The sequence below is a fragment of the Marisediminicola antarctica genome (assembly GCF_009930795.1).
GTDB lineage: Bacteria > Actinomycetota > Actinomycetes > Actinomycetales > Microbacteriaceae > Marisediminicola > Marisediminicola antarctica.
The window spans coordinates 2,911,901-2,937,808 of record NZ_CP017146.1; the positions used below are offsets into that span (position 1 = coordinate 2,911,901).

The 25,908-nt window shown below is 69.2% G+C and carries 22 protein-coding genes; 11 read left to right on the forward strand and 11 right to left on the reverse strand.

Translation table 11 applies throughout. The features are described from left to right. Positions 1-1,452 carry a phytoene desaturase family protein gene (locus tag BHD05_RS13575; RefSeq protein ID WP_161886899.1) on the reverse strand — a complete coding sequence of 484 codons (1,452 nt, stop codon included), beginning with the start codon at positions 1,450-1,452 and terminating at the stop codon, positions 1-3. A 110-nt stretch (positions 1,453-1,562) separates the two neighbouring features. On the opposite strand from BHD05_RS13575, the gene BHD05_RS13580 reads away from it, so the two are divergent. Further along, positions 1,563-2,603: a M4 family metallopeptidase gene (locus BHD05_RS13580; RefSeq protein WP_161886900.1), complete on the forward strand. Its 1,041-nt coding sequence runs from the start codon at positions 1,563-1,565 to the stop codon at positions 2,601-2,603. Positions 2,604-2,622: 19 nt separating this feature from the next. Beyond that, positions 2,623-2,901: a protealysin inhibitor emfourin gene (locus BHD05_RS13585; RefSeq protein ID WP_161886901.1), complete on the forward strand. Its 279-nt coding sequence runs from the start codon at positions 2,623-2,625 to the stop codon at positions 2,899-2,901. Positions 2,902-3,357: 456 nt separating this feature from the next. Here BHD05_RS13585 and BHD05_RS13590 read toward each other — a convergent pair whose 3' ends face one another. The 8 genes from BHD05_RS13590 to BHD05_RS13625 all read right to left on the reverse strand — a co-directional run bounded on the left by BHD05_RS13590 (position 3,358) and on the right by BHD05_RS13625 (position 12,752). After that, positions 3,358-4,200, reverse strand: a complete 843-nt coding sequence (locus BHD05_RS13590) for a nuclease-related domain-containing protein (protein WP_161886902.1) — start codon at positions 4,198-4,200, stop codon at positions 3,358-3,360. 168 nt (positions 4,201-4,368) lie between these two features. Next, a complete protein-coding gene (locus tag BHD05_RS13595) occupies positions 4,369-4,914 on the reverse strand; it encodes an adenine phosphoribosyltransferase (protein WP_161886903.1) in 546 nt (181 codons plus the stop codon). 45 nt (positions 4,915-4,959) lie between these two features. Further along, the gene (locus tag BHD05_RS13600; protein WP_161886904.1) at positions 4,960-5,652 is read right to left on the reverse strand and encodes an alpha/beta hydrolase; all 693 of its coding nucleotides are present in this window, start codon (positions 5,650-5,652) and stop codon (positions 4,960-4,962) included. Between the two features lie 47 nt (positions 5,653-5,699). Beyond that, entirely contained in the window at positions 5,700-6,842 is a 1,143-nt protein-coding gene (locus BHD05_RS13605) for an acyl-CoA dehydrogenase family protein (protein WP_161886905.1), read from the reverse strand. 35 nt (positions 6,843-6,877) lie between these two features. Continuing rightward, positions 6,878-9,121 (reverse strand): HelD family protein, encoded by a 2,244-nt coding sequence (locus BHD05_RS13610; protein WP_236966554.1) that lies wholly within the window; start codon positions 9,119-9,121, stop codon positions 6,878-6,880. Between the two features lie 114 nt (positions 9,122-9,235). Continuing rightward, complete coding sequence (locus BHD05_RS13615; RefSeq protein ID WP_161886906.1) at positions 9,236-10,432, reverse strand: PrsW family intramembrane metalloprotease; 1,197 nt, start codon at positions 10,430-10,432, stop codon at positions 9,236-9,238. Beyond that, the gene (locus BHD05_RS13620) at positions 10,429-11,841 is read right to left on the reverse strand and encodes an FAD-binding oxidoreductase (protein ID WP_418763811.1); all 1,413 of its coding nucleotides are present in this window, start codon (positions 11,839-11,841) and stop codon (positions 10,429-10,431) included. Before BHD05_RS13620 ends, BHD05_RS13615 begins: the two co-directional genes overlap by 4 nt. Further along, on the reverse strand, positions 11,835-12,752 hold the full coding sequence (locus BHD05_RS13625; RefSeq protein WP_161886907.1) for a ribokinase: 918 nt from the start codon (positions 12,750-12,752) through the stop codon (positions 11,835-11,837). Before BHD05_RS13625 ends, BHD05_RS13620 begins: the two co-directional genes overlap by 7 nt. A gap of 108 nt (positions 12,753-12,860) precedes the next feature. On the opposite strand from BHD05_RS13625, the gene BHD05_RS13630 reads away from it, so the two are divergent. After that, positions 12,861-14,342, forward strand: coding sequence for an AlkA N-terminal domain-containing protein (locus tag BHD05_RS13630; protein WP_269467582.1), 1,482 nt, complete (start codon positions 12,861-12,863; stop codon positions 14,340-14,342). 54 nt (positions 14,343-14,396) lie between these two features. Next, positions 14,397-14,984: a DUF6328 family protein gene (locus BHD05_RS16000; protein WP_236966555.1), complete on the forward strand. Its 588-nt coding sequence runs from the start codon at positions 14,397-14,399 to the stop codon at positions 14,982-14,984. Positions 14,985-15,187: 203 nt separating this feature from the next. Here BHD05_RS16000 and ku read toward each other — a convergent pair whose 3' ends face one another. Further along, positions 15,188-16,051, reverse strand: a complete 864-nt coding sequence (gene ku / locus BHD05_RS13640) for a non-homologous end joining protein Ku (protein WP_161887560.1) — start codon at positions 16,049-16,051, stop codon at positions 15,188-15,190. A gap of 105 nt (positions 16,052-16,156) precedes the next feature. On the opposite strand from ku, the gene BHD05_RS13645 reads away from it, so the two are divergent. From BHD05_RS13645 to BHD05_RS13675, 7 genes are all read left to right on the forward strand, one after another. After that, a complete protein-coding gene (locus BHD05_RS13645) occupies positions 16,157-18,637 on the forward strand; it encodes an ATP-dependent DNA ligase (protein ID WP_161886909.1) in 2,481 nt (826 codons plus the stop codon). Continuing rightward, on the forward strand, positions 18,634-19,371 hold the full coding sequence (locus BHD05_RS13650; RefSeq protein ID WP_202614226.1) for a glycosyltransferase family 2 protein: 738 nt from the start codon (positions 18,634-18,636) through the stop codon (positions 19,369-19,371). The genes BHD05_RS13645 and BHD05_RS13650 overlap by 4 nt, the downstream gene beginning before the upstream one ends. A gap of 105 nt (positions 19,372-19,476) precedes the next feature. Continuing rightward, positions 19,477-19,983 (forward strand): hypothetical protein, encoded by a 507-nt coding sequence (locus tag BHD05_RS13655; protein WP_161886911.1) that lies wholly within the window; start codon positions 19,477-19,479, stop codon positions 19,981-19,983. A gap of 732 nt (positions 19,984-20,715) precedes the next feature. After that, entirely contained in the window at positions 20,716-20,910 is a 195-nt protein-coding gene (locus BHD05_RS13660; protein WP_161886912.1) for a hypothetical protein, read from the forward strand. A gap of 9 nt (positions 20,911-20,919) precedes the next feature. Beyond that, positions 20,920-21,819, forward strand: a complete 900-nt coding sequence (locus BHD05_RS13665) for an aminodeoxychorismate lyase (protein WP_161886913.1) — start codon at positions 20,920-20,922, stop codon at positions 21,817-21,819. A 30-nt stretch (positions 21,820-21,849) separates the two neighbouring features. Continuing rightward, positions 21,850-22,881: a glutathione S-transferase family protein gene (locus BHD05_RS13670; protein ID WP_161886914.1), complete on the forward strand. Its 1,032-nt coding sequence runs from the start codon at positions 21,850-21,852 to the stop codon at positions 22,879-22,881. 122 nt (positions 22,882-23,003) lie between these two features. Continuing rightward, a complete protein-coding gene (locus BHD05_RS13675) occupies positions 23,004-23,618 on the forward strand; it encodes a hypothetical protein (RefSeq protein ID WP_161886915.1) in 615 nt (204 codons plus the stop codon). A gap of 547 nt (positions 23,619-24,165) precedes the next feature. Here the strand turns inward: BHD05_RS13675 and BHD05_RS13680 are convergent. Further along, positions 24,166-25,770, reverse strand: coding sequence for a CYTH and CHAD domain-containing protein (locus tag BHD05_RS13680; RefSeq protein ID WP_161886916.1), 1,605 nt, complete (start codon positions 25,768-25,770; stop codon positions 24,166-24,168). Positions 25,771-25,908 lie beyond the last annotated feature (138 nt).

A 25,908-nucleotide genomic window follows, 5' to 3' on the forward strand; every position in this document is an offset into this window, starting at 1 on the left:
TCAGTCCAGTCCGAGGCGGGGAGGCGTCGTGATGCCGAACTCCGCGGCGAGGGCGCTGCGTGCGGCGTAATAGCCGGGCAGCCCGTGCACGCCCGGGCCGGGCGGGGTCGACGACGAACAGAGGTAGAGGCCCGGTGCGGGAGTGCGCCACGGGTCGGGCGACAGCACCGGGCGGGCGACGAGCTGCCAGAGGCTCGGCGATCCGGCTGCGATATCGCCGCCAACGTAGTTCGGGTTGTAGCGCTCCATCTCGACCGCGGTCTGGCTCGCCGACGCGATGATCACGTCGCGGAAACCGGGCGCGTATCGCTCGATCTGCGCGGTGATGGCTTCGGTGGGGTCGACCGGCGACCCTGCGGGCACGTGCGTGTAGGCCCAGAGCGTCTGGAAACCGAGGGGTGCCCTCGACCGGTCGAGCAGGGTCGGTTGCGACGCCAGCACGTAGGGACTTCGCGGATGCCGGCCGGCGGCAACCTCCGCCTCCGACGCTGCCAGCTCCGCGCGGGAGCCGCCCAGGTGCACCGTGCCGGCGGCGCGCACGTGCTCGTTCGCCCACGGCACCGGCGCGTTGAGGGCGAAGTCGACTTTCGCGGCGGCGTTGCCGTAGCGGAATCGTCGCAGCGCCCTGGAGTATCGCGCCGGGAGGGCGTCGCCGGCGATGGACGCGAGCGACCGGGCGCTCACATCGAGGATCACGGCTCTGGCCGATGGCAGCTCGGCGAGGGAGGCGACCTCGGTGTCGGTGACGATTTCTCCACCGTGGGCGATGAGGTCCGCAGCCATCGCGTCGATGATCGACTGGCTCCCACCGACGGGGATCGGCCAGCCCTTCGCGTGGGCGTGGGTTGCGAGAACGAGCCCGACGGCAGCGGTCTCGAGGCTCGGCATCCGGCGGATCGAATGGGCGTTGACCCCCGTGAGCATCGCCGGGGCCTCATCCTCGACGAAGCGGGCGTTCCACGCGGGGCTGCCCTGCTCGAGGATGCGCGCCGCGAGGCGGAGCGCGGTGAGCGGATGCCGGGGAAGCTGCAGCATGTTCGACCCGGTGAACTGGGCGACCTCGGCGACGTGGTCGACGAGGGGGCCGAACAGTCGCTTCCACGCGCGGCCGTCGGGGCCGAGACCCTCCGCGGTGCGGTCGAGGTCGCGCCACGCGACCCCCGCCCTGCCGTCGTCAAGCGGATGCGCGTAGGAGATCTCGGGCAGGAGGAGCTTGATGCGCCGGTCCAGCTGGAACTTCTGGAAGAAGCCGGAGGCGAGCGCCATCGGATGCACCGCCGAGCAAATGTCATGCCGAAAACCGGGGAGAGTCGATTCGACGGTGCGGGCGCCTCCACCGATCGTGGGGTTGCGCTCGTACACGCGCACCGAGAGCCCCGCCCTGGCCATCGTGACGGCGGCGGCCATCCCGTTCGGCCCGGACCCTACGACGATCACATCGATGGTGTTCATCCTTCCAGCGTGCATCTTCGAGAGTCAATTACTCAAGTCTCGCACCATGTCCGGGCGCGATCCATCACAGCGGGCTACCGGGTGTCGGGGGCGCGTGGCACCATCGACCAATGAGGCACACGATCGTTCCCCCATATCTGCTCAGGCGACTCACCACGCTCGAAGACCCGGCGATGGCGCACGTCGCGCAGGCCGCTCGCGAGTCCCTCGCGATGGACGAGTCGATCCGCCAGAAACGGGCCGTCGCGGGCGAGGAGGGGGCGCGGCGCGGCGCACGCCGCCTCGAACCTCCCGCACGCTCTATCTTCGACGCCGAGCAGTCCGAGACCCTGCCAGGCACCCTTGTGCGGTCTGAGGGTGAGCAGGCCGGCCCTGACATTGCCGTGGGTGAGGCCTACGACGGGTTCGGCCACACGCACGCGCTCTTCCGCGAGGTCTATGGCCGCGCATCCATCGACGACGACAACCTCCCTCTGCTCGGCACCGTGCACTTCGGACGCGACTACGAAAACGCATTCTGGGACGGGCAACGCATGGTCTTCGGCGACGGAGACGGAATGGTCTTCGGCCGGTTCACCGCCTCGCTGAGCGTGATCGGGCACGAACTCGCCCACGGCGTCACCCAGTACACCGCGAACCTGATCTACCGGGGCCAGTCCGGCGCGCTCAACGAGTCGATCTCCGACGTCTTCGGGGCCCTGGTCGAGCAGCGCGTGCTCGGTCACACCGCGGAGACCGCAAGCTGGATCATCGGCGCCGGGCTGTTCACGGATCGGGTCCAGGGGCTGGGCCTGCGCTCGATGAAGGCCCCGGGAACGGCCTATGACGACGACATTCTCGGCAAGGACCCTCAGCCAGACTCCATGAACGGCTACATCGACACCGTGAGCGACAATGGGGGCGTGCACCTCAATTCGGGCATCCCCAACCGCGCGTTCTACCTCGCGGCGGCGGCGATCGGCGGCGACGCGTGGAGCTCGGCCGGCCAGATCTGGTACGACACGGTTTCGGGCGGCACGATTCCGGCATCCAGCGACTTCATCACCTTCGCCCGGGCGACGGCGGGTGCGGCCGCCGACCGGTTCGGCGCCCACTCGATCGAGCACGCCGCGGTGACCGAGGCGTGGGCGACCGTCGGCCTGGGCATGTGACCGGGCAGTGAGGCCAGCCATGAAGATCACGGTGACCCGCAGTGGCGGCATTGCAGGGCTGACACGCGAGTGGGTGGTGCGCGTCGAGGAGCAGGGCGACCCCGATTCGTGGATCCGGCTCGTTGAACAGCTGCCGTGGCAGCCGCGTCATCGTTCGGCGGTACACCCCGACCGCTATGTCTACCGGATCGGGGTGTCCCGCCGACGCATCACGCTGCCGGAGCAGGATCTGACCGGCCCGTGGCGCCTACTTGTCGACCGGGTGCGCGACGCGGTCAACCAGCACGAGAAAGAGTGATGGACCGGAAGCCCCCGGCTTCCGGTCCATTCCGCGCCTTTCGGCACTGATCATTCCCCCGAATGACCCACAGACCATTCCCCCGAATGATCTACTTCGCTTCCCCCCCGGAAAGCGTCGTAGGACCATGATGCTGCATGTCAGCACCTCAGAAACATCCCCACTCCGGGGGTTCCCCGATCGGGGGACATGGGGGACACGAAGTCCGTTCGCGACTTTCGTCGCTGGATGCCCGGCTTCGCTGGATGCCCCGCGACGGGGGCCCGGACTCTGGGCAGCCGGGACCCCGCCACTCGACGCAGACAGTGCACACGGGCGCTTAGGAGTCGCCTCGTCGCCGAGTGAACCGAACTCAGTCATGCTGGACACCGACCGGGTCCGATCGTGGGACGCGTGCCGAAGCACGTGCACACTACGGTACGGCCCCAATCTCAACGGCAGCTTGGAACTGCCCGATCAGCGCCCGGCGTAGTTCGCTGTCGTCGCGAGCACTATCCCCCAGGCAGCGAGAAACACCACACCGAGCAGCGCAGTGCTGATCGCGACGATCCACAGGCGCCGCACGGCGCGCGCGGTGTGGACCTGACTGCAGACCGAGGCGAATCGGGTGCGGAGCTCGTCGCCATCCTGCGGCACGGACACGATGCCGAGCCAGGTGCTGGGCTTCTCCGCATGTGCGACGAGCAGTCTGATCTCGTGCTCGTCCAGGCAGTCCGGAAGCCCCTCGAGGGCCCCGACGAGACCAGCAGGGTCGACGACGACGACATCCCGCGGCATGTCACGAACGGTGATGCTGTGAGGGTCGACGACCACGATCACGCCGATCGCCTTGACCTGCGCGCCCTGTGCCATCCCGAGGGCGCGCTCGGCCCGCCCCACCTCGAACTCAGATTCCCGCAGATGGGACGATCTGATCCCGGCGACCCACAGGGCGCCCCGCGCGACCGAGACGATCTGCTGCCCGACATCGATCGTTCGGATGCAGAGAACTCCGGCCGGTCCGATCGCCAGATGGTCGATGTCGACCTGGCCCTCGCCCTGCGGGATCGCGTGCAGCACTGTCCAGCGCGAATCAAGTCTCGCGAGGGACTCGCCCACGCCGAGCTCGCCGAGCACGCGCCGATACCGCCGGCCGCTCTCCTCGTCCAGCGGACTCGCGCCGAAGCTGCGGGCGAGTCTCGACGGCGGAGGGGCCTGGTCGTGGGAGGCCAGGAACCCTGTCATGGCGCCGTGCGCCGGCACTCGATCGCGCAGGGAGGCGGAGTGAACCGCCCCGGCCGACTCCGGAGGTTGCGCCATGTCATTCCCGATCTCGAGAGCGACACCAGACCACCCGAATTGGATGATGACCGTCCCACACACAACCTTGTCAACCGGGTCGCGGTTCCAAAACCCCCCGAGAGCGGGTGGGAGCGCCCCCAGTTCGGGGCCCCCCGCTGGCGCCACCAGGCCAGCTGCGAGTCGGTGTCAGCAGTGTGCGATGCTCTGGACGTCGTATCCGGTGAGCCGGTCACGGCCCCCGAGCCCGTCCAGCTCGAGAACGATGCGGATGCCGGCCACGACGTAGCCGGCGCGCTCCACGAGGCTCGCCGCCGCGGCCAGGGTTCCGCCGGTGGCGAGCAGGTCGTCGACGAGCAGCACTCGTGAGCCGGCCGGGAGCCGGCCCTCGTGCAGTTCGAGCTCGGCCGTGCCGTATTCGAGGTCGTAGCTCTGCGCCAGCACATCGCCGGGAAGCTTGCCGGCCTTGCGCACGGCGACGACGCCCAGGCCGGCACTGTAGGCACCGGCTGCTGCCAGCAGGAAGCCTCGCGCCTCGACCCCCGCGATGGCCACGACGTCGGCGGCGCCGTCAGCGGTGAGAGCGTCGTGCATGAGCGCGTCGATCACGGCGCGGAATGCGATCGGGTCGGCGAAGACGGGGGTGAGGTCGCGGAACAGGATGCCGGGCGAGGGGAAGCCCGGGTAGCTGTCCATGAGTTTATGCACGTGGTTGCTGGCCTGCTCGCGGATCATCCGGTCAACGCTACGCGCTCCGGCCGGGGCCGGGCGCACGTCGGTCTACCGCAGCAGCGTACGGCGCAGGAACTGCGCGACGTCGGCGATCTCGTCGCGGGATATCGAGTGCCCGATGCCGGGGTATTCACGCACGGTGAGCTGCGAGTGGTCGGGCAGCCATCGCATCGTGCGCTCGATCGCGTCCGCCGGGATCACCGGGTCTGCGGGGTCACGTCCCCAGAACACCGGTCGTGCGGCGGCGGCGAGGAGCATGTCCTGCTCAGCATCCGCCCCGCCCTCGATCGAGAAGCCCGCGAGGTTCACGAAGCTCTCGAACCGGTGGGGTGCATGACGGAGCAGCTGGGTGGTCAAAGCACCGCCCTGGGAGAATCCCACGGCGGCGACGCGCGAATTCGGCGCAACCCGCGCGAGCCAGTCGAGCACGCCGGCGGTTGCAGCGATCGCGCTTGCGGGATCGGGAGACCCGGGAAGGCCGGAGCGGAACCAGGTCCAACTGTCGCCCGGCGCACCACCGACGTGTGGGAGTGGGGCGCGCACGGACGCGTAGACGGCATCCTGCGGTAGCACCGGCACGAGCGAGAAGAGGTCGCGTTCGTTCGATCCCCGGCCGTGCAGCAACACCACGAGAGGCCGCGTGTCGCCCGGCAGGAGCCGGTCGGACCAGACGACGGCGTCGTCGTCGAGGGGCAGGTCGCCGGGGCGGTCGAACGGGAGGGGCACGGCGGTGTCGTTCATGATCGGTCCAGACTAGATGCCGCGCGAGCTGCGGCCGGAGCGGGGCGTCACTTGGCGATCGGTCCGAGCAGCGCCGTCGCCACCGCCTGGTGGGCTGAATCGGCGGTGCTGGGGTGGAAGCCACCCGCGAGCACGTCGCGGTAGAGGCGGCTGAGTTCGCTGTCGGCGGCGAAGCTGGCACCCCCGGCGACGGAGATAGCCTCGTCGACGACGATCCTGGCCGACTGGGTAGCCGCGAGCTTGAGGCCCGCGGCCTTGCGGAACCACTGGTCGCCGTGGTCGACCCGGTTGTCAACGTCGTCCGCGAGCGCCTCCAGGCGCGGCCACACCGCGTCCTGCGCCATCGCGGCCCGCGCGATCTTCATCCGCATCAGCGGATCCTGGCTCTTCGCAGCGCCTGTCGAACGGGAGACCCGGGTGGTCGCCTGCACCGCCAGCTCGAGCGCGCGGTCGCCGATGCCGGCGTAGACGGCGGCGATGAGGATCTCGAAGTTGGTGAAGATCGCGAGGATGAGCGGATCCGCGCTGGGCCCGGGGTCGAGGCGCCGGTATACCCGCCACGCCTCAGCGGTCGCACCGTCGAGCGTGGTGGTGCGGCTCTGGGTAGCGCGCATGCCGAGCGTGTTCCAGTCGTCGTGCACGGTGATGCCGGGGCTGTCGCGGGTGATGACGGCGTGGACAAGCTTGGGGGCGTCGGCCGATGTCGCGTCCAGCCCGAAGGTGCCGAGGCGTGTCCAGGCCGGCGAGAGGCTCGTGAAGACCTTCGTTCCGGTGAAGGCGTAACCGCCGCCGGGCAGTGGCGCAGCCTCGGTCGAGCTCGCGAAGAGCACGAGATCGTTGCCTGCCTCGCTGATGGCAAAGGCGAACAGTTCCCCTGCCGCCGCGTCGCGCAGCACGAAGTCGAGGCTTCCGTCGCCGCGCTCGTGCAAGGTCTTGGCGACAGCGGTCCAGATCAGGTGCATTCCGATCGCGAGCGCCGTCGCGGGCGCGGCGCGCGCGAGCCGCGCCTGCTCGTGCACCACGTCGCACAGCGACAGGCCCGCGCCGCCGAACTCGGCCGGCACGAGGGCGGCAAGGTAGCCTGCTCCCGTGAGCTCGACGAGGTCGTCACTGAAGAACGCGTTGTTGCGGTCGTAGTCGGGTGCGCGGGCATGGATGCGCGCGAGGAGGTCGTCGCTCAGGAAAGACATGCGCTCAAGTCTCGCAGCTTCATCGTGCAGACGGTCTAGGCCTCGAGCACGCCCTTCGGCAGATCGCCGTCGGTGACGAGGGTGAGTCGCTGGGTGGGCCTGGTCATCGCGACGTACAGTGCACCCGCACCCCGCTCGCTTTCGCTGACGACCCCGCGCGGATCGACGATGACGACCGAGTCGAACTCGAGCCCCTTCGCGTCCTGCGGGCTGAGAACCGCGATGGAACGGGTCAGTCCGTGGGAACCGAGCCCGATGTGGTCAGCGAACTCGGTTCGCAGCTGCGCAAACACGTTGCGAACCTCGCCTGCTGGCGCGATCACGGCGAGTGTGCCCTCGGTTGAGATCGCGCGGTCGTGGCGGACGGCGTCGAGCAGCGACTCGGTGACCCGGATCGGCCACTTGCTCTCGCGTACCGCCGTCGACGGCGTCACGGCAAGCCCGTGCGTGATGGCCATCCGCTCCGCTGCGGCACTGATCTGACTCGGGGTGCGGTAGTTCACCGTGAGCTCCTCGAGCCGCCACCTCTCGCCCTGCTCCGACGAGCCGATGAGGGTTCGCAGCGCGGACTGCCAATCGGAAGAGGCCGAGGCGGACGCCGCTTGCGCGATGTCGCCGACGATCGTGAAGGAGCGCAGCGGGCAGCGTCGCAGCAGCAGCCGCCACTGCATGGGCGAGAGCTCCTGCGCCTCGTCCACGACGATGTGGCCGTACGTCCACCGACGGTCGGCGGCGGCGCGCTCGGCGGTCGTGCCCTTGGCCATCCCTTCGGCGAAGCCGTCGGCGAGGTCCTCCGCGTTGACCTGCCCGGCAACATCCATGTTCTCGATGGCGCGTTCGGCGTTCTCGATGTCGCGCCTCCGCTGCTGCTTCGCTTCGCGCTTCTCTGCCGCGTTCACCACGTCGTACTCCCCGAGCAGCTCCGCCGCCTCGTCGAGCAGTGGGATGTCGGACACAGTGAACGGCGCATCGCGGCCGCGGCGCAGCAACGCCCTCTTCTCGTCCGTCCAGCCGGGGGTGAGCTCGGCGAGCCACTGCGGCCGCGCGTAGAGGTCCTGCACGAGCTTCTCCGGGGTGAGCGGAAGCCACGCCGTGTTCAGGGCGACGCGCACGTCCATTGACGAGCGCAGATCCTCGCGCAGCATGGAGTGGTCCGACTCGTCGACCGAGTTGCCCTGCGAGCGAAGCTGGTCGGCCCACTGCCGAGTGAGCTGGGCGAGGGCATTCTTGACGAACACGACCCGCGCCTCGTTGTACGGCTTGCGGCTCTGCAGCGCCCGGTGCATCGCGTTCGAGATCAGCTGGGGGTCGAGGGTGAGCCGGTCGCCGTTGACCTCGAGTTCCTGCGCGGCCGCGGGCACACGCTGCCGCGACTTCACGGCGCGCGCGATGAGCTCCGCCATGGCGGCGGATCCCTTGACTACCGCGACGGCCGGCGCATCCTCGGTGGCGGCGTCGATGCCCGGGAACAGCTGGCCGACGCTCGCGAGCACAACACCCGTCTCGCCGAGCGACGGCAGAACGGCCTCGATGTACTGCAGGAACGATCGCGAGGGACCGACGATGAGCACGCCCGAGTTGCGCAGCCGCTCACGGTGCGAGTACAGCAGGTAGGCGGCGCGGTGCAGGGCCACTGCCGTCTTGCCGGTGCCGGGCCCGCCCTGGACGACGAGGATTCCCTTGAGGTCGGACCGGATGATGCGGTCCTGTTCGGCCTGGATCGTCGCGACGATGTCGGACATTCGGCCGGTCCGCTCGGCGGTGAGCGCGGCGAGTAGCGCCCCTTCCCCCTGGAGTTCGAGCCCGGCCTCGCCCAGCAGCTCGGCGTCGAAGACCTCATCCTCGATGCGCGTGATGTTGCGCCCGGCCGAGATCAGGTGACGCCGGGCCCTGGTGCCGAGCGGGTTCGCCGCGGTCGCCTGATAGAACGCGCTCGCCTGCGGTACCCGCCAGTCCAGCAGTACCGGCTTCAGGTCGGCATCGCGCAGTCCGATCCGGCCGATGTAGCGGTGGACGTCACCGTCCACGTCGTCGGATGCCGTGGCTTCCAGCTCGATCCGGCCAAAGGCGAGACGCTCGTTGACCTCGCGCAGCTGCACGATGCGGTCCTCGTAGATCCGCGCGAACGCGTCGCGCTCGGAGCGGCTCTGATGGTTACCTCCGACGTCCTGCCTGCGCACCTGACCCAGCTGCATCGTCGCCAGATCCTGCAGTTCGTCCAGGCGCGCGTACAGGCCTGAGACGTACTCCCGCTCGCGTTCCAGTTCGCTCTTTGTCACGACTCACATCTCCCGAATTCCAGCATGCAAGTTTACGTGCCCAATCGGGCACCTCCGACCACTGCCCGTTTCGACGCGATTCCCGCCGCGCCGTGCTACTGCCGGTCGATGGCACTACGGCATGGGCGGCAGTCCGGCGAGGGCGAGCCGGTCGGTCGTGATGCGGGCGAGCAACGTCGCCTCAGCGTGCTGCGCTCCAATCCGGTCGCGGCTCGAGATAAGGCGCTGGCGGGCGAAGGCCAACCGTGTTGCGGTGCGGGTAAAGTCGGCGAAGGGCTTGCCCAGGCGGTGCCGCTCGGCCCAGACCCTCGCTCTCGCCCTGCCCGTCGCCGTCGACAGCATCGCGACCTCCCCCGTCGTGAACCAGCCGGCGGCGGCGTACTCAGCGAGCCGGTCCGCGGTCACCCGCTGCTCCGCCCTGCGAAGAAAGTACACAAAGGCGATCCCGAGCAGGAACAGCGGAACCTGAACCACGAGGTAGTACCCGTAGAAGTCGCTGACGATGACCGACATTCCGTTCCAGAACGCGTGCAGGACGATTGCGGGCACGAGACCGATCAGGAAGTACCCGATCGCGCCGGCTCCGCTCGCGCGCCGGGAGGCGACCCCGAGGATTATGCCCGTGCACGCCGTGAACATGACGTGGGCGAACGGGGAGAGAATTCCGCGCAGGAAAAAGATCTCGCTGACTCGCGCGAAGTCGGTGCCGGTGAGAGCGAGGCCGAAATATTGCACATTCTCGGTGAAAGCGAATCCGACGCCGATCATCGCGCCGTACACGAGCCCGTCGACCGGGCCGTCAAAGTGCCGGCGGAAGACCCAGAACAGCAGCAGGATACCGAACCCCTTGCTGACCTCCTCGACGACGGGCGCCTGGATCACCGCGCTGAAGAACACCGTGGCGTAGCTGTCGTCGATTCCGGCGAGCGCCTGGCCGATTTGCGCGATAAACGAGAAGATCAGGGCGATCCCGACCGATGCTGCCGCCCCCCAGAGCAGCGCGAAGATCAGCGCGGCGCGCGGCTCCGGCTCCCACCGATCGATCCAGGCGACCGTGCCGAGCACGATGGCGAGCGGCACGAGCGCCAGCACGAAAGCGATCGTTGCGGCCTGGCTGCCGAGCGCATACACGAGGTACGCGGCGACGGCCACTCCCACAATCGCGAGCAGTGCAAAGCCGAGAGTCGCGACCACGAAGATGGGATCGGACTTGGTTCGCGGAACGGTGACCTGCGCGGCTGGGACCGGATGTGGGTTGGCGACGATGGGACGGTAGCCGCCGGCGCTGTCGGATGCGGGGGTCGAGTTCATGGGAAGACCTTGCCGGGGTTGAGGATGTTCAGTGGGTCGAAGACGTCCTTGATCTGCCTCTGCAGGGCAAGCTGGTCGGAGCCGAGCTCGTCACCGAGCCAGCGCTTCTTGAGCAGGCCGATCCCGTGCTCACCGGTGAGAGTGCCGCCGAGGGCCAGCGCCGCCTCGAACAGCTCGCCTGCCGCGGACCAGACCCGATCGGGGACGACATCTCCGGAGAAGAGGAAATTGGGATGCAGGTTGCCGTCTCCGGCGTGCGCGACGGTGGGGATGACGAGGTCGTGCCGCGACTCGATGCCGCTGATCGCGTCAAACATCTCCGCGAGCCGTGATCTGGGCACCGCCACGTCCTCGATGAGCACGCTTCCGGTGCCGGTGGCGGCCTGCACCAGGGCATAGGCCTCCATCGCCGGGTGAAAGGCCCGGCGGATCGAGAGCAGCCGCTCCCCCGCGTCGGGATCGTCGGTGAGGCTCGCGTCCCCGCCCAGCTCGGTGATGATCGACGCGGCGAGCGCGGCCTCCGACTCGCTGGCCGACCCGTCGGTCTGCACGAGCAGGTACGCCCGGCCACCCTGCGCCGGAAGCCCGAGGTAGGCGCCAATCAACTCGACGGCGCGCGCGTCGAGAAGCTCCATCACCGCTGGCCGGGCCCGCGCGGCCGTGATGGCTGCGGATGCCGCCGCCGCGGTGCGCACATCGGCGAACCAGGACCCGATGGTCCAGGCGGTCCCGCTCGGAACCGGCAGGAGTTTGACGGTCGCCTCGACGATCACGCCGAGCGTGCCCTCGGAGCCGATCATCAGAGCGGTGAGGTCGAGCCCTGTAACCCCCTTCACGCTGCGATGGCCGAGCTCGAGCAGCGCGCCGTCGGAGCGCACGACCTTGAGACCGAGCACCGCCTCGCGGGTCACGCCGTACTTCGCGCAGAGCAGACCGCCGGCGCCCGTCGCGATATTGCCGCCGATCGTCGAAATGGCCTTGCTCGCGGGGTCCGGGGCGAACCAGAGTCCGTGCCCCTCGAGGGCGACGTTCAGGTCGGCGTTGATGACGCCGGGCTCGACGACGGCGAGCTCGTCGGCGGGGGCGATCTCGAGCACCCGATTCATCCGAATCGTCGACAGGACGATCTCCCCCGCGCCGGCGATGCTGCCGCCGGCGAGCCCGGTGCCCGCCCCTCGCGTCACGACCGGAACCCGATGTGCCGTCGCGATCCGCAGGGTGGCCTGCACATCGGCGATCGAGGCGGCGAAGACCACTGCGAGGGGCGCGGACTGTGAGCGATGCCCCGACTTGTCGGCTCTCGCAGCGTCGAGGACCCCCGTGTCCACCGACACCGCATCGCCGAGGGCCGAGCGCAGCGCGCCGACGACGGCTGCACCGTCGCCGCCGTCGCGAGGCTGGATCACCACCCCGCCATCTTCCCGATCATCGCCTCGATGCGCGCGCGGGTGGGAATAGACGGCACGGCCCCGAGCGCCTGCACCGACAGGGCAGCCGCGGCGCTCGCGAATGCGGCCGCCGCGGTCAGGTCGAGCCCCTGTGCGATCGCGGCGGCGAACGCACCGCAGTAGGTGTCGCCGGCGCCGGTGGTGTCGACCGCGGTCACGACGGAGGCGGCAACCCGTCCCGCTTCAACACGATCGGCGTAGAGCACCGACCCCTGCGAGCCGAGCGTCACGATGAGCCGCGGCACGCGTGCGGCGAGCGCGGAGGAGGCGCGATCGAGATCGTCGTCGCCGGCGACGAGGCACGCCTCGTGCTCGTTCACGATGAGGTAGTCGAGGTGGTCGAGGATCTCGTCGGGCAACTTCCGGGCCGGTGCGGCGTTGAGCATGACCGTGGTGCCTGCCGAGCGGGCTGCCGCCGCGGCCTCGATCACAATCGGGAGCGGGAGTTCGAGCTGCATGAGGAGCACCGCCGCCTCGGCGATCGCCGCCCGTGCCTCGCTCGCGAGGTTGAGCATGGTCGCGTTCGCGCCGGATGCGACGATGATCGTATTCTCGCCGTTGCCATCCACGACGATGAAGGCCTGCCCCGTCGGCGCCGTGGAGCGCCGCACGAGATCAGCGCCGATGCCGTCCGCGGAGAGGACCTCGGCGAGCGCGTCGCCGTGGTCGTCGCTGCCGAGTGCGCCGACGAAGGCGGTGGGTGCCCCGGCTCGGGCGGCGGCGACCGCCTGATTCAGGCCCTTTCCGCCAGGATAGAGCGCTGCGGAGTTTGCGAGGACCGTCTCGCCGGGCGACGGCGCGCGGTCCAGCGCGAAGACGATGTCCATGTTGGCGCTGCCGATGACGACGACGCCTGCGTGTTGGGGGTCCATTTCGTTTCACTGTAGATGAGAACGGGTGCACAAATCCGCGTGCCGGCCGGATGCGGTCATGTCCGATTCCCGCTGGCGATCGCCACCGGGCCGTGCCACAGTCAATGGGTGAGCTTCAGCGCCGCGGTCGGTCCATCCGATCCACTCTTCGCCTCGAGATACGCGGCGGTGTCGAGCCGCGATGCCCGCTTCGATGGCCAATTCATCACCGGGGTTCGCTCAACCGGAATCTACTGCCGCCCCAGCTGCCCCGCACTCACCCCCAAGGCGAGCAACGTCACCTTCTACCGCACCGCGGCCGCGGCCCACGAGGCGGGCCTGCGGGCATGCAAGCGATGCCAGCCCGATGCCGTGCCCGGTTCCCCGGAGTGGAACTCGCGTGACGACCTCGCGTCGCGCGCGATGCGATTGATCGCGGACGGCACGGTGGATCGGGGCGGAGTGCCGGGACTCGCAAAGACCCTGGGCTACACGCCGCGCCACCTGACCCGGGTGCTCGTACAGGAGCTCGGGGCCGGCCCCCTCGCCCTCGCGCGCGCCCACCGGGCGCAGACGGCGAGGACACTGCTGGCGGCGACCGACCTGCCGATCGCCGATATCGCCTTCGCCGCCGGATTCTCGAGCGTGCGCCAGTTCAACGAGACGATCGCCGCCGTCTACGAACGCACCCCGACCCAACTCCGCACCCCCGCGCTCCGCACCCCCGCACCGAACCAAACGCCCCAGGGAGGGGCGACGGCCGTCAGCCTGCGCCTTCCCGCGCGCCCGCCGTTCGATGGCGAGGGCCTCCTGCGCTTCTTCGCCGATCACGCGATCGCGGGGGTGGAATCGGGAGGGGCCACGCACTACGCCCGACGCGTGCGCCTTCCTCGCGGCACCGCGACAATCGAGCTCGGACTTGATCGGGGGCACACCGGGAGGAGCGTCGTCACCTGCGCCGCCCGGCTCGACAACGTCGCCGACCTCTCGACCCTCGTCGCGCGTGTGCGGCGCCTGTTCGACCTCGATGCAGACTCGGCGGCAATCGACGAGGCCCTGTCCCGAGACCCGGCGCTTGCCTCCTCGGTGGCCCGCAACCCCGGCGTGCGCCTGCCTGGCAGCCTCGACGCGGAGGAGACCCTGTTCCGCACGCTCATCGGCCAGCAGGTCTCGGTGGCTGCCGCCCGCACTGTGCTCGCGCGAATCTGCCTCGATCTGTGCGGCGCCAGCGGGCTGTTTCCCACCGCGACCCAGCTGGCCGAGGAGGGCAGGCGAGTCCTGCGCGGCCCGGCCCCGAGGGTCGCGGCGATCATCGGGGTGGCCGAGGCCCTGGCAAACGGATCGCTCGTCATCGATGTGGGGATGCCGGCGAGCGAGCTGACCGCGAGGCTGGTCGCGATGCCCGGTATCGGTCCGTGGACCGCCGGTTATGTCGCACTGCGCGTTCTCGGCAATCCGGACGTGCTCATCAGCGGTGACCTCGTGATGCTGAAGAGCGCCGCCCACCTCGGACTCCCGGCAACGCGGTCCGGACTCGCCGCGCACGGCGAGCGCTGGGCCCCCTGGCGCAGCTACGCCGGCATGCACCTGTGGCGGTCGGCGAACCGCTGACGGCGGGCAATCAATGGGTTGCCAGCTGACGACCCGCCGATGAAACATCGAAAGATGAGCCCAGCCCACGCCGCCGAGGAGCCTGCTACCGCGGGGCCGAACACTGAAAACCACGGTTTCGAGCCCGGTAACGCCTCCAACGATCCCGAGCCGGAACGGCTGCGGCGCAACTGGAACGAAATCCTTCAGGAGCTGCGGGTCACCCAGACTGGATCCCAGATCATCACGGGATTCCTGCTCACGCTCCCGTTCCAGCAGCGCTTCAGCGAGCTCGACACCTTCCAGGTCAGCGTGTACCTCGTGCTCGTAGTGCTCGCCGCCCTGACGACCAGCGTGTCGCTCCTGCCGGTGAGTGTGCACCGCACCCTCTTCCGGCGCGGGGCCAAGGATGAGCTTGTCGGCGTGGGCAATCGCGTCCTCAAGGTCGTGCTCGTCGGCGTTGCGACGGTGCTCGCGGGAACGGTGCTGCTGATTTTCGATGTGGTGCTCGGGCGCACCGCCGGTTTCATCGCAGGAGGGTTCCTGCTCGCGCTCATGATCGGCACCGCCGTGACCCTGCCGATCGTGTCGAATCGGCTTGGCGTCAGCCCCGACCAGCAGCGCGGAGAGGGCGGCGGACCTGGCCCTGAGAAGGAGCGGTGAGCCAGGTCGGCCCATCGAGTGCGCAGTGCACGAACCGGATGCCGATGTCCCGAAACACCGACCTCGTTGTCGCCCCGCTTCTGGCGACGCGGGTTGACCGCTTCGAGGTGACTGTTGACACTCAGCGCCCGGCTGAATCCGGGTCCACCAACTAGTTTACCCCGATTTGTACCCCAATGGGGTACGGATCTGCGGGGAATGATCTAACCGGAAGCCGCCGTGTCTCTCGGCTTGGCCGCCCGGGGCGGTCGCCCGCCCTTCTTCTTCTCCTGGCCGCCCGCGGCGCGTGACTTGTCGATGCTCCTGCGCAGCGCGTCCATGAGATCGAGCACCTCGCCGCCGTCCTCGCCCTCGGGTTTCTCCCCGAGGGTCGTCTCCGTGTCGATCGCTTCGCCGCTGTCGAGTTTCGCCTCGATGAGCTTGCGCAACTGGTCCTGGTAGTTGTCGCTGAACCGCTCCGGCTCGAAGTCAGACTCGAAGCTGCGGATGAGCTCCTCCGACATCTCGAGTTCCTTCGCCGAGATCGACACGCGCTCGTCGAGTGACGGGAACGATGCTTCGCGCACCTCGTCATCCCACAGCAGCGCCTGCAGAACGAGCACGTCGTCGTGCACCCGCAAGGCCCCGAGCCTGGTCTTCTGTCGCAGCGCGAAATGCACGATGGCGGTGCGGTTGGTCTCCTCAAGCGTACGACGCAGCAGGGTGTACGCCTTGGTGGACTTCGACGCCGGCTCGAGGTAGTAGCTGCGGTCGAACCTGATCGGGTCGATCTGCTCGGTTGGAACGAACTCGACGACGTCGATCTCCCGGCTCTTCTCCGCCGGAAGCGCATCGAAGTCCTCGTCGGTGAGCACCACCGTTCGTTCGCCGTCATCGAAAGCCTTGTCGATGTGCTCGTAGTCGACGACCTTGCCGCACACCTCGCAGCGCCGCTGGTAGCGGATGCGCCCGCCGTCGCGATCGTGCACCTGGTGCAGCTTCACGTCGTGATCCTCGGTGGCGCTGTAGAGCTTCACCGGCACGTTGACGAGGCCAAAGGTGATTGCGCCACTCCAGATCGCTCGCATGTGCACCATTGTGCGACGGTAAGTCGTCTGACGGAACCCCGTGGGGTTCCCGGCCTCACGGTCAAGGGGCTGTCCCGCGGGGCGAGCACCCGGTGAGGATGAGCCATGTCCCGAGCAGAAGCCACCCCGTCGGCGCCGACGATCGTCACCGTCGACGGCCGCCGCATCCGCCTCACCAACCTCGACAAGATCCTCTACCCGGAGACCGGCACGACGAAGGCCGACGTACTCGACTACTACGCGAGGGTCGCCGACGTACTCATCGCCCACGCGGCGAATCGTCCAGTGACGCGCAAGCGCTGGGTGCATGGGGTCGGCACCCAGGAGCATCCGGAACCCTCGTTCTTTCAGAAGAACCTTGACGCCAGCACTCCCGACTGGGTGCCGCGCACAGCGATAGCGCACCGCGAACGTGTGATTGAGTATCCGCTGGTCAACGACCGGGCGACCCTCACCTGGCTGGCCCAGTCCGCCGCCCTCGAGCTGCACGTTCCGCAGTGGCGGTTCGGCAGGACCGGGCTCCTCCGCCGCCCCGACCGGCTCGTGCTCGATCTGGACCCCGGTGAGGGCGCCGGGCTGGCGGAGTGCGCCGAGGTCGCTCGTCTTGCGCGGCTGATCCTCACCGGGATGGGGCTCGATCCGATGCCGGTCACGAGCGGAAGCAAGGGCATCCACCTCTACGCCGCGCTCGACGGCAGCCAGGACCCCGAAGCTGTGTCGCGGGTCGCGCGCGAATTGGCCCGCGCTCTCGAGTCCGACCACCCCGACCTCATCGTGAGCGACATGAAGAAGGCGTTGCGGGGCGGCAAGGTGCTCGTCGACTGGAGCCAGAACAACCAGAACAAGACCACCATCACTCCGTACTCCCTGAGAGGGCGCCGACGGCCGACGGTCGCGGCCCCGCGAACCTGGCGCGAGCTCTCCTCACCGAGGCTCGCCCAGCTCGACTACCGCGAGGTGCTCGACCGGCTCTCACGTGTCGGGGACCCGCTCGCCCGCCTGAGCGAGGGCCACCTGGCGGCGCTCGAGCCGACGTCGACGAGGATGGCGCACTTCGAGATGTCCGCCGAATCGAAGGACCGGCTCGAGAAGTACCGGAGCATGCGCGACCGGGCGAAGACGCCGGAGCCCGTGCCGGGGCCCGACACCGCCGCGACGGCCGAGGACGGCTCGAGCTTCGTGATCCAGGAACACCACGCCCGCCGCCTGCATTTCGACTTCCGGCTCGAGCACGACGGGGTGCTCGTGAGCTGGGCGCTCCCCAAGGGGCTGCCCGCCGATCCGCGCAAGAACCACCTCGCCGTCCAGACCGAGGATCACCCGCTCGAATACGGCACCTTCGAGGGGATCATCCCCGCGGGCGAGTATGGGGCTGGGGAGGTCACGATCTGGGACGCGGGAACCTACGAACTCGAGAAGTGGCGCGAGGGAAAGGAGGTCATCGTCATCGTGCACGGCGAGAAACGCGGCACCAGAAAGTACGCGCTCATCCACACTGGCGACAACAAGTGGCTCATCCACCTCATGGATCCCCATCGCTCGGGGCCCATGGCCGGCGGGCCGGGAACGGATGCCCGCGCGTCGAGCGCGTCGGAATCCGGGACGCCACGCCCGGCCGTCGCGCCGATGCTAGCCACGCTCGGTACCCTCGCCGACGTCAAGGAGCGCGACGACGACTGGGCGATCGAGATGAAGTGGGACGGCATCCGCGCGATCGCCACTCTGGGGCCGGATGCCGTGACATTCACCAGTCGCAACCGCAATGACCTGACCGGGAGCTACCCCGACCTCGCCGAGATCCGCGAGGCGGTGGACGACTCGCTCCTCGAGCGGGGCCCGGCGGTGCTCGACGGTGAGATCGTCGTGTTCAATTCCCGGGGCCGTCCCGACTTCAGCCTCCTGCAGACCCGGATGAACCTCAGCGGCGCCGACGCGAGGACCGCGGCAGCGCGGCATCCGGCCCGCTTCGTCGTGTTCGACCTGCTCGAGGCGAACGGCGGGTCCCTCGTCCGGCAACCCTGGTCCGATCGCCGGGCGCTGCTCGAGCACGGTGTCACCGCGCGCGGTCCGCTCGAGGTGTCGCCCGTGTTCGACGGAGATGCCGATGCGGCCATCGCCGCGAGCAGCGAGCTGGGCCTCGAGGGCATCGTCGCCAAGAAACGCGATGGGACCTACGCTGCGGGACGACGCTCCCGCAGCTGGATCAAGGTGAAGAACAGCCGCACCCAGGAGGTCGTCATCGGCGGGTGGCGTGCCGGCCGGGGGCGCCGGGCGGGCACGGTCGGCTCGCTTCTGCTCGGGGTGCCCGGCGACGGCCTCCTCCACTACGTCGGGCGTGTCGGAAGCGGATTCAGCGACCGCGCCCTCGACAACCTCGCCGCCCGCTTCCACGGGCTGGAACGACAGGAGTCCCCATTCGACGACGTGCCGAGAGCCGACGAGTCCGACGCGCACTGGCTCGCCCCCACACTCGTCGGAGAGGTAGAGTTCGCCGAGTGGACGTCGACAGGACGCCTTCGTCATCCCGCCTGGCGCGGATGGAGACCAGACAAGAACGCGGCCGACGTCGTGCGGGAAACCACGTGACAAGAATCAGCGTCGTTGTGCCTGTCAAGAACGACGCACGAGAGCTTGACCTCTGCCTGTTGGCCATCACTGGCCAAACTATCTCCGCACTCGAGATCATCGTGGTAGACAACGACAGCTCCGACGACAGCGCCCTGGTCGCCCGGCGGCACGGAGCGATCGTGATTCCGGAACGAAAAAGGGGTATTTGGGCCGCCGCCGCGACCGGGTTCGACCACGCGAGCGGCGACGTGATCGCCCGCTGCGACGCCGACTCCCGACCCGACGACGACTGGCTGGAGCGCATCGCGATCGAACTCGACGCGCATCCGGAGGCCGTGGCCATCACCGGCCCTGGCCGTTTCTACGAGCTGGGACCCGTGCGCCGCGTGCTTGCCGACATCTTCTACATGCGCGCCTACTTCGTGTTGGCGCACGGCGCCCTCGCCCATCGTCCGCTGTTCGGGTCGAATTTCGCTATCAGGACCGACGTCTGGCGCGACGTGTCTGCCCGAGTGCACCGCGACGACCCCGATGTTCACGACGACTTCGACCTGAGCTACCACCTCGATCCGTGCTCGACCGTGCTCGTGGACCGGCGGCTCCAGGTGGGGATCTCGTCCCGCCCGTTCTCCGGAGCTGCATCGATGCTCGTCCGCACGAGGCGGGCGATGCACACCGTCGCCGTGCACGGCGTTGGGGAGCACCCCATCCACCGCTGGCGCCGTCGGCTCGTGCGGTCGGTGCGACCGTAGCGGCACCGGGCCGGGCCGTCACCCACGGTCGCACGCTCGACGCGTACGAAGTACCGTAGATTCAAGCGTCACTCACGAGATCGTTTTCGACCAAAGGATTCCGCAATGCGCCTCAAACTGATTTTCATCGTCGGACTCGCCGCCGGATACGTACTCGGTGCCCGGTCGGGCCGCGCGCCCTACGAGCGCCTGAAGGCGAAGAGCACCGAGGCGTGGGAGGACCCGCGCGTGCAGAAGGTCGTTCACGATGCCGAAGACTTCGTCAAGGAGAACGCCCCCATCGTCGCGGACAAGGTCGCCGAAGGCGCCAAGGTCGCCGCGCAGAAGGTCGCCGAGGGCTCCAAGGTCGCCGCCGAGGGGGCTAAAGCCGCCGGGGAGAAGATCGCGGGCACGTCGAAGATCGCCGGCCAGTCGGTCTCCGAGGGCACCAAGGTAGCCGTCGCGGGAGCGGTGGACGCCGCATCGAAACTCGCGGACACCGCGAAGGACGTGAGCGAGAAGGTCGCGGAGGCCGCGAAGACCGCCGCCGACAAGGTCACCGGCAGCGAGCCGCGCACAGACAACGACGGCGAAGGCAACGACGGCACCGACGGCACCAGCGACAAGGGCTAGCCCCACTCCGGCCCCGAGTATTCAGCGCGCACAAACTGTCGCGCTGGTGTTGCGCGCGCCGGTGGGTGTAATCGCACGCGCGCCAGCGAACAACACCAGCGTCTGCGAATCGCTCGATTACGCGCCCCCGCGAACAAGTCAAGGGGTACCAGCATTCTCGGCCGTCGGCGTAATCTCACTGCATAAGCGCCTGACGCCTAGGTCCGATTCCCGAGTCGTGAGGGTCCCGGCGCTTCGATCCATGACCGCGACGTCATCGTGATGGATCGAGAAGTGGGGCGGGAACCGTCATGATCCGCGGTTCCCGCCCCCGTTTTCGTTAACCCCAGACCCCCGTCTGTGGCGAGAAGAATGCCGAGGCTCCCGAAGCCCCGCCCTTCTTTGCAGCAATGACGGCTGCCCGTGGTCGTTGACTTCCGCATCCGATCGCCCCCGCGACCCGATGCCGACCACGTGCCGCCGTCATCCCTAGCCCCCCGGCTAAGTTGCTGGTTCCACTCTAGGCAGCATGTGCCCTACCGCGCGGCCCCCCGACCGGGGGTCCAGAGGAAGGGGGACACGAGTTGGCGAGAATGGCCCGACTCGGGGTGCGTCGGGCCGATGTGCGCTGCATCGAACCGGGATCGGTCTCTATCTGCAGGGTCACGGCGGCAGCCGTCCGCGCGACGGCGCGATGGGGTGGTCGGCGCGCTGGGGTTGTCGGGTCCGAAGCCCGCGGGCTAGCGTCGGAGCATGAGCGATCGCGACCGCGAGTCCTCAAGCCCCGAATCCGAGCCGACTGATGCAGGCGAGACCGAAGCCGAGATCGACGACTCGGCCCCCGAAGCGCTGGATGCGGTCGTCGATGCCCTCCCCGGCAGCGGAAAGCTCGGCACCTCCCAGGACGATATCGATGACGCAGCTGGCGGGCCGATGCAGGTTCCATAAGCTGGGCTAATGAGCACCACCCCGGCATCCGCCCTCGTAATCCTGAACCAGCCCTCCCGGCACGCGCCCGGGAGTCTCGACGACGTCGCCCCGATGCGATTCGTCGATCCTGACGCGTTCCATGTTGGTGTGCGCGACCTCGGGATCACCCGCGGCGACGGCATCTTCGAGACGATCGGGGCGGTCTCGGGCACCCCGCAGGCGCTCGAGGCGCACCTGCGTCGCTTCGCGAGGTCGGCGGCGGCGCTCGACCTGCCCGAGCCAGACCTGGATGCCTGGCGGGCCGCGATTGCCGCGGTCACGGACGCCCTCGCCGGCCACAGCGAGGCAGCGATCAAAACGATCTACACCCGCGGAATCGAGGGCGACGGCCGCCCGACCGGATGGGTGCACGGCTTCGCCAGCTCGGACTTCACGGCGGCACGACAAGTCGGGCTGCGCGTCGTGACCCTGGATCGCGGCTACCGGCACGATATTGCGAGCACATCGCCCTGGCTCCTGCAGGGCGCGAAGACCCTTTCCTACGCGGTGAACAGCGCTGCGCTGCGCGAGGCTCAGCGGCGCGGGGCCGACGACGTAATCTTCGTGAGTTCCGACGGCGTCGTGCTTGAGGGCCCGACCTCGACGGTGCTGCTCTTTCGCGAGGGGCAGCTCGTCACGCCCGGCCCAGGACTCGCGATCCTCGACGGCACCACCCAGAACTGCCTCTTCGCCTTCGCCGCCCAGCGCGGCATCCCGACGGCCCTCGAACTGACGACCATCGAGCACCTCCACTCGGCGTCGGCCGTCTGGCTCGTCTCGAGCGTGCGCCACGCCGCGCCCGTGACGGCCGTCGACGGGATACCCCGCGCAGCCGAGTCCGAGCTCACGGCGCAGTTCAACCGGTACCTCGCCGAACGCGACGCGTAGTTTCCAGACAGGACTGCCTAGTCTGGAGGAATGACCGAAGAGATTCAGCCCGCACAGGGCGCCTACGTCATCCCCGGTGCGGAGTTCACTCGCGACACGACCTACATCGAGGACCGCATCACCGCCGACGGGCGGGACGGCTGGCCCGTGGAGGCCGGCCGGTACCGGCTCGTCGCGGCCAGGGCCTGCCCGTGGGCGAACCGCACGGCGATAGTCCGGCGCCTGCTCGGGCTCGAGGCAGCCATCAGCCTGGGAATGCCCGGGCCGACGCACGACGAGCGCAGCTGGACCTTCGACCTCGATCCCGCGGGCGTCGACCCCGTGCTCGGGATCGAACGGCTTCAGCAGGCCTACTTCGCGCGATTTCCGGACTATCCCCGCGGAATCACCGTCCCTGCGGTGGTCGAGGTCGCAAGCGGAAAGGTCGTCACGAACAACTACGCGCAGATCACCATCGACTTCGAGACCGAGTGGGGCGCGCTGCACCGCGACGGGGCGCCGGACCTGTACCCGGTCGAGCTGCGCGCGGAGATCGACGAGATCAACGACGGTATCTTCCGCGACGTCAACAACGGCGTCTACCGTGCCGGGTTCGCCGGCTCGCAGAGCGCCTACGAGAAGGCGTACGACCGTCTGTTCGACCGACTGGATGCCCTCGAGGCGCGGCTGGCCGGCCAGCGCTACCTCGTCGGCGACACCGTCACCGAGGCAGACGTGCGGTTGTTCACCACGCTTGTCCGGTTCGACGCGGTCTACCACGGCCACTTCCGCTGCAACCGCAACAAGCTCAGCGAGATGCCGGCCCTGTACTCCTACGCCAAGGATCTGTTCCAAACCCCCGGCTTCGGCGACACGATCGACTTCGTGCAGATCAAGCAGCACTACCACCTCGTGCACACCGACATTAATCCAACCGGAATCGTGCCCAAGGGTCCCGACCTGTCAGGTTGGCTGAGCCCGCACGGCCGGGAATCACTCGGCGGGCGCCCCTTCGGCGACGGCACTCCCCCGGCGCCTCCCTTGCCGGGCGAGCAGGTTCCGCCCGGGCACGGCGCCGCGTAGCACCGGTCGCGCCGCCGCATCCATCGACTCGAGGACCGACCATCGCCAGCCAGCTTCTCCGCTTCGTCCGGTGGGCCGAGCGTCGCGCCCCCGGGCTCGCTGCCACCGCGACATCCCCTCGCGTGCGCGGGGTCTCGGCGGTTCGCTCCGGGCCGGGCACGCTCTGGCAGAGCGACGAGTCGCCGGCCAGGTGCCTCGTGCTGTGCCTCAGCGGGCACCCGTCGGGGCTGCGCTGGCTCGCGGGGTCGATCGCCGCCCGACTACCCGGAGTCGTCTACGTTGCCGGGGCGGACGAGGACGCGACCTCGGCGATCGAGCGCGCGAGCGGGATCGCCCGTGAGCGGGGGCTGGATGCCGGGCTGAGCGCCGTCGTCGCTGAGGGCGATCACGCCGAGGCCGGGGTGCTGGCGAGCAGGATGCTGCCAGCGTCGCGCCTCGTTCTCGTCGCCCCGCCGGGGATGCCCGGTCTCGAGCCGGCCGGCCTTCCCACCACGCTGCTCCAGGCGTCCCAGTCGGCGGCGGACCGAGCGGGGGTCGTCGAACTCGAGGCGGCGATGCGTCGCGCCGGCGTCGCTGTGCGGGAAACGGAATACCGGGACATTGCCGACGAGTGGGCCCGATACCCGCGGGCCGTCAAGGGCTCTCGACGCGCGCTCGACGACCTCGTCGCCTTCCTCGAGCGCGGAATCGGCCAGCAGTCCACCTTCGAGGTGATCCCCGGCTGGGACCTGCACTGACGCGTCGTGCGTCGGCATCCGCACGCCCAGTGTGGCCGTTCGCACCGAGCGTCCTTCGTGCTCCAGGCACACTCGGCGCGCAGAGGCACACTCGGTACGCAGAGGCACACTCGGCGCGCAGAGGCACACTCGGTACGCAGAGGCATCGGCGACGAGATTCACCCCCGCGCTGCGAAACAGCGATGTCGCCGACGTTGCGTTACTGCCGGCGGATGAGCGTGTTGCCCGCGGATACGCGCACTGCCCGCGTCAGCATCCGATTCGGAGGGCATGAGCGAGATTCGCGGGTCACGCGCGCTCGCGCGGGAGGTGGGCCACACGCGTTCGCGCGTGCTGCCCGCGCGAGCGGATCTCTCTCCCATTTTGATACCGAATGGCCTCCTCCGCCACCCGCGCAGCCGCGTTATACCCGCGGCTGAGCGCTATACCCACGGCTGAGCGCTATACCCGCGGATGCCCCAGGCCCGGCCGCCACGTGCGCCGCGGTGGGCTACGCCCGCGGCATCCGCCCCCGAGCTGCTGGCCAGCGCGAAAGCGAGCGCGCCCGCTAGCGCAGCCGCTTGAGGTCGCGCAGCGCCCTCGGGTAGTCGGCCAGGCATAGCGCCGCCCCATGCCGCTCGACCTCGTGCAACACCCCATAGTCGAACGTGTGTTTGCCCGAGCCGGCGGTCGCCCGCAGGTGCTCCTGCATAAGGGAGCTGTCGCGATGTTCGCCGAGCAGGTCATGGATGGCCTCGGCGGCCGCCGCGACCGTGCGCACACGGCGGCCGAACACGCCAGCGTCGCCGACACTGACAGCCTCGGCCGCGTAGCGCAGTCGCTTCGCCGCCTTGCGCGTGGCGTGCAGAAGCTCAACTCGCTCGGGCTCTGTCTGGGCGGCATCCGCCGACTTCGCGCTGCGCAGCACCCGGTTCAGGTCCCGCGCCAACGCCGGCGGAATCGCGATACCGGCCTGCACGAAGGCGTCCTTGGCGAGCGGCGGGCGGGCCAGGAAACCGTCGAGCGAGTCGAGCAACGCCAGGTACCGAGGCACCGACAGCTCGGCGAGTACCCGCTCGTGCCCATCGGTGTGGGCGCGCGCCCAGCCGTCGACGAGTCGCGTGTCGAGCCCCGGCACGAGCGCGTCGTGGTCGGCGATCAACGAGCGCGCGCGGTCCCGCATGACCTCGGCATCCCGCGCCTCGCCGAGGACGACCCCGAGGTGCTGAAGCTCGTCGCGGATCGGATCGGTCACAGCGCGATCGAAAACCCGCGGATACGAGGCGAACAGGCTCCGAAGCCGCCTGACCCTCGTGCGCAGCTGGTGCACCGAGTCGGGCCGGTCGAGCCGCACGAGCGGGTCGATCCTGGCGATGTCCTCGACCAGGGCGCCGACCGCCGCGAGGAGGACTTCGGATGCCGGGCTCGCCCGATCGAGCGACACCGCCCGGTGCACCGGCGCAAGACTCGTCCGACCGAGCGCGGTCGCGAGCTTCGAGGCGCTCACGGCCGGCCGTGCCCCGGCGGCCAGCAGCCGAGCCTCCACCGCGTCGAGCAACGCGGAACGTGCCTGCGTCGATTCGGGTGCGCCGTCGAGCAGCTCGGTCTCCCACTCGCGCCAGGTCCTGACCGTGCCCGTGGCGCTATCGCTCGCCTCGACCCTGTCGTCGGCGAGCTCGAGCAGCCGGTGGCCGGAATCGTCGATGAGATGCAGCGCCGTGCGGCGGGTACGCAGGCGAGCGATGATCCGTAGCGGTCTCACGCGCACGAGCGCGAGAATGGGCGCGATCACCTCGGCGGGCACCGCGACGGGCGCGTCCTCGTGCGCGACGGGCGCATCGGCCGTCGCGTCCTCGTGCGCGTCGGCCGCGTCGGGCGCACCGGGCGCGTCGTGCGCATTCTCTGCTCCGCCGATCGACAGCGGCCAGTGCAGCTCCGTGCGACCCACCGCAGCCGGGAACTTGATGTGCCACCCCTCGTCGTCCCCGCCGACGCGGCGCCGCAACACGATGAGGTGCGCGGCGAGATCGCCAGAGTCGGTGTCGAAGTAGTCGGCCGTCAGGAGCACTTTCGCTGACGGCTCCACCGTCGCGATGTCGGAGAGGTCCGGAACCGATGAATCCCCGTCGACCTCGTACTTGCGCTCGATTTCCTCGTGCGTCGTCATTGGCATGCCGTGCCACCGATCCCGCGCCCGAACCGGGGAGGCTCCACCGGTGCTCGAGGCGTCGTGCTCAACAGGTTAGGACCGATCGCCGCCAGAGGGGGGATCGCCACCCCGATTCCCGAACGGGGGGAGCGCAGGGCCCCG

Excerpts from the sequence above, each read along its gene's own strand:
- ku (WP_161887560.1), bottom strand. The coding sequence starts at position 16,051 with ATGCGAGCGATCTGGAGTGGCGCAATCACCTTTGGCCTCGTCAACGTG.
- BHD05_RS13585 (WP_161886901.1), top strand. The coding sequence starts at position 2,623 with ATGAAGATCACGGTGACCCGCAGTGGCGGCATTGCAGGGCTGACACGC.
- BHD05_RS13665 (WP_161886913.1), top strand. The coding sequence starts at position 20,920 with ATGAGCACCACCCCGGCATCCGCCCTCGTAATCCTGAACCAGCCCTCC.
- BHD05_RS13655 (WP_161886911.1), top strand. The coding sequence starts at position 19,477 with ATGCGCCTCAAACTGATTTTCATCGTCGGACTCGCCGCCGGATACGTA.
- BHD05_RS13590 (WP_161886902.1), bottom strand. The coding sequence starts at position 4,200 with ATGGCGCAACCTCCGGAGTCGGCCGGGGCGGTTCACTCCGCCTCCCTG.
- BHD05_RS13625 (WP_161886907.1), bottom strand. The coding sequence starts at position 12,752 with ATGGACCCCCAACACGCAGGCGTCGTCGTCATCGGCAGCGCCAACATG.
- BHD05_RS13680 (WP_161886916.1), bottom strand. The coding sequence starts at position 25,770 with ATGCCAATGACGACGCACGAGGAAATCGAGCGCAAGTACGAGGTCGAC.
- BHD05_RS13580 (WP_161886900.1), top strand. The coding sequence starts at position 1,563 with ATGAGGCACACGATCGTTCCCCCATATCTGCTCAGGCGACTCACCACG.
- BHD05_RS13575 (WP_161886899.1), bottom strand. The coding sequence starts at position 1,452 with ATGAACACCATCGATGTGATCGTCGTAGGGTCCGGGCCGAACGGGATG.
- BHD05_RS13670 (WP_161886914.1), top strand. The coding sequence starts at position 21,850 with ATGACCGAAGAGATTCAGCCCGCACAGGGCGCCTACGTCATCCCCGGT.
- BHD05_RS13605 (WP_161886905.1), bottom strand. The coding sequence starts at position 6,842 with ATGTCTTTCCTGAGCGACGACCTCCTCGCGCGCATCCATGCCCGCGCA.
- BHD05_RS13615 (WP_161886906.1), bottom strand. The coding sequence starts at position 10,432 with ATGAACTCGACCCCCGCATCCGACAGCGCCGGCGGCTACCGTCCCATC.
- BHD05_RS13595 (WP_161886903.1), bottom strand. The coding sequence starts at position 4,914 with ATGATCCGCGAGCAGGCCAGCAACCACGTGCATAAACTCATGGACAGC.
- BHD05_RS13645 (WP_161886909.1), top strand. The coding sequence starts at position 16,157 with ATGTCCCGAGCAGAAGCCACCCCGTCGGCGCCGACGATCGTCACCGTC.
- BHD05_RS16000 (WP_236966555.1), top strand. The coding sequence starts at position 14,397 with ATGAGCCCAGCCCACGCCGCCGAGGAGCCTGCTACCGCGGGGCCGAAC.
- BHD05_RS13600 (WP_161886904.1), bottom strand. The coding sequence starts at position 5,652 with ATGAACGACACCGCCGTGCCCCTCCCGTTCGACCGCCCCGGCGACCTG.
- BHD05_RS13660 (WP_161886912.1), top strand. The coding sequence starts at position 20,716 with ATGAGCGATCGCGACCGCGAGTCCTCAAGCCCCGAATCCGAGCCGACT.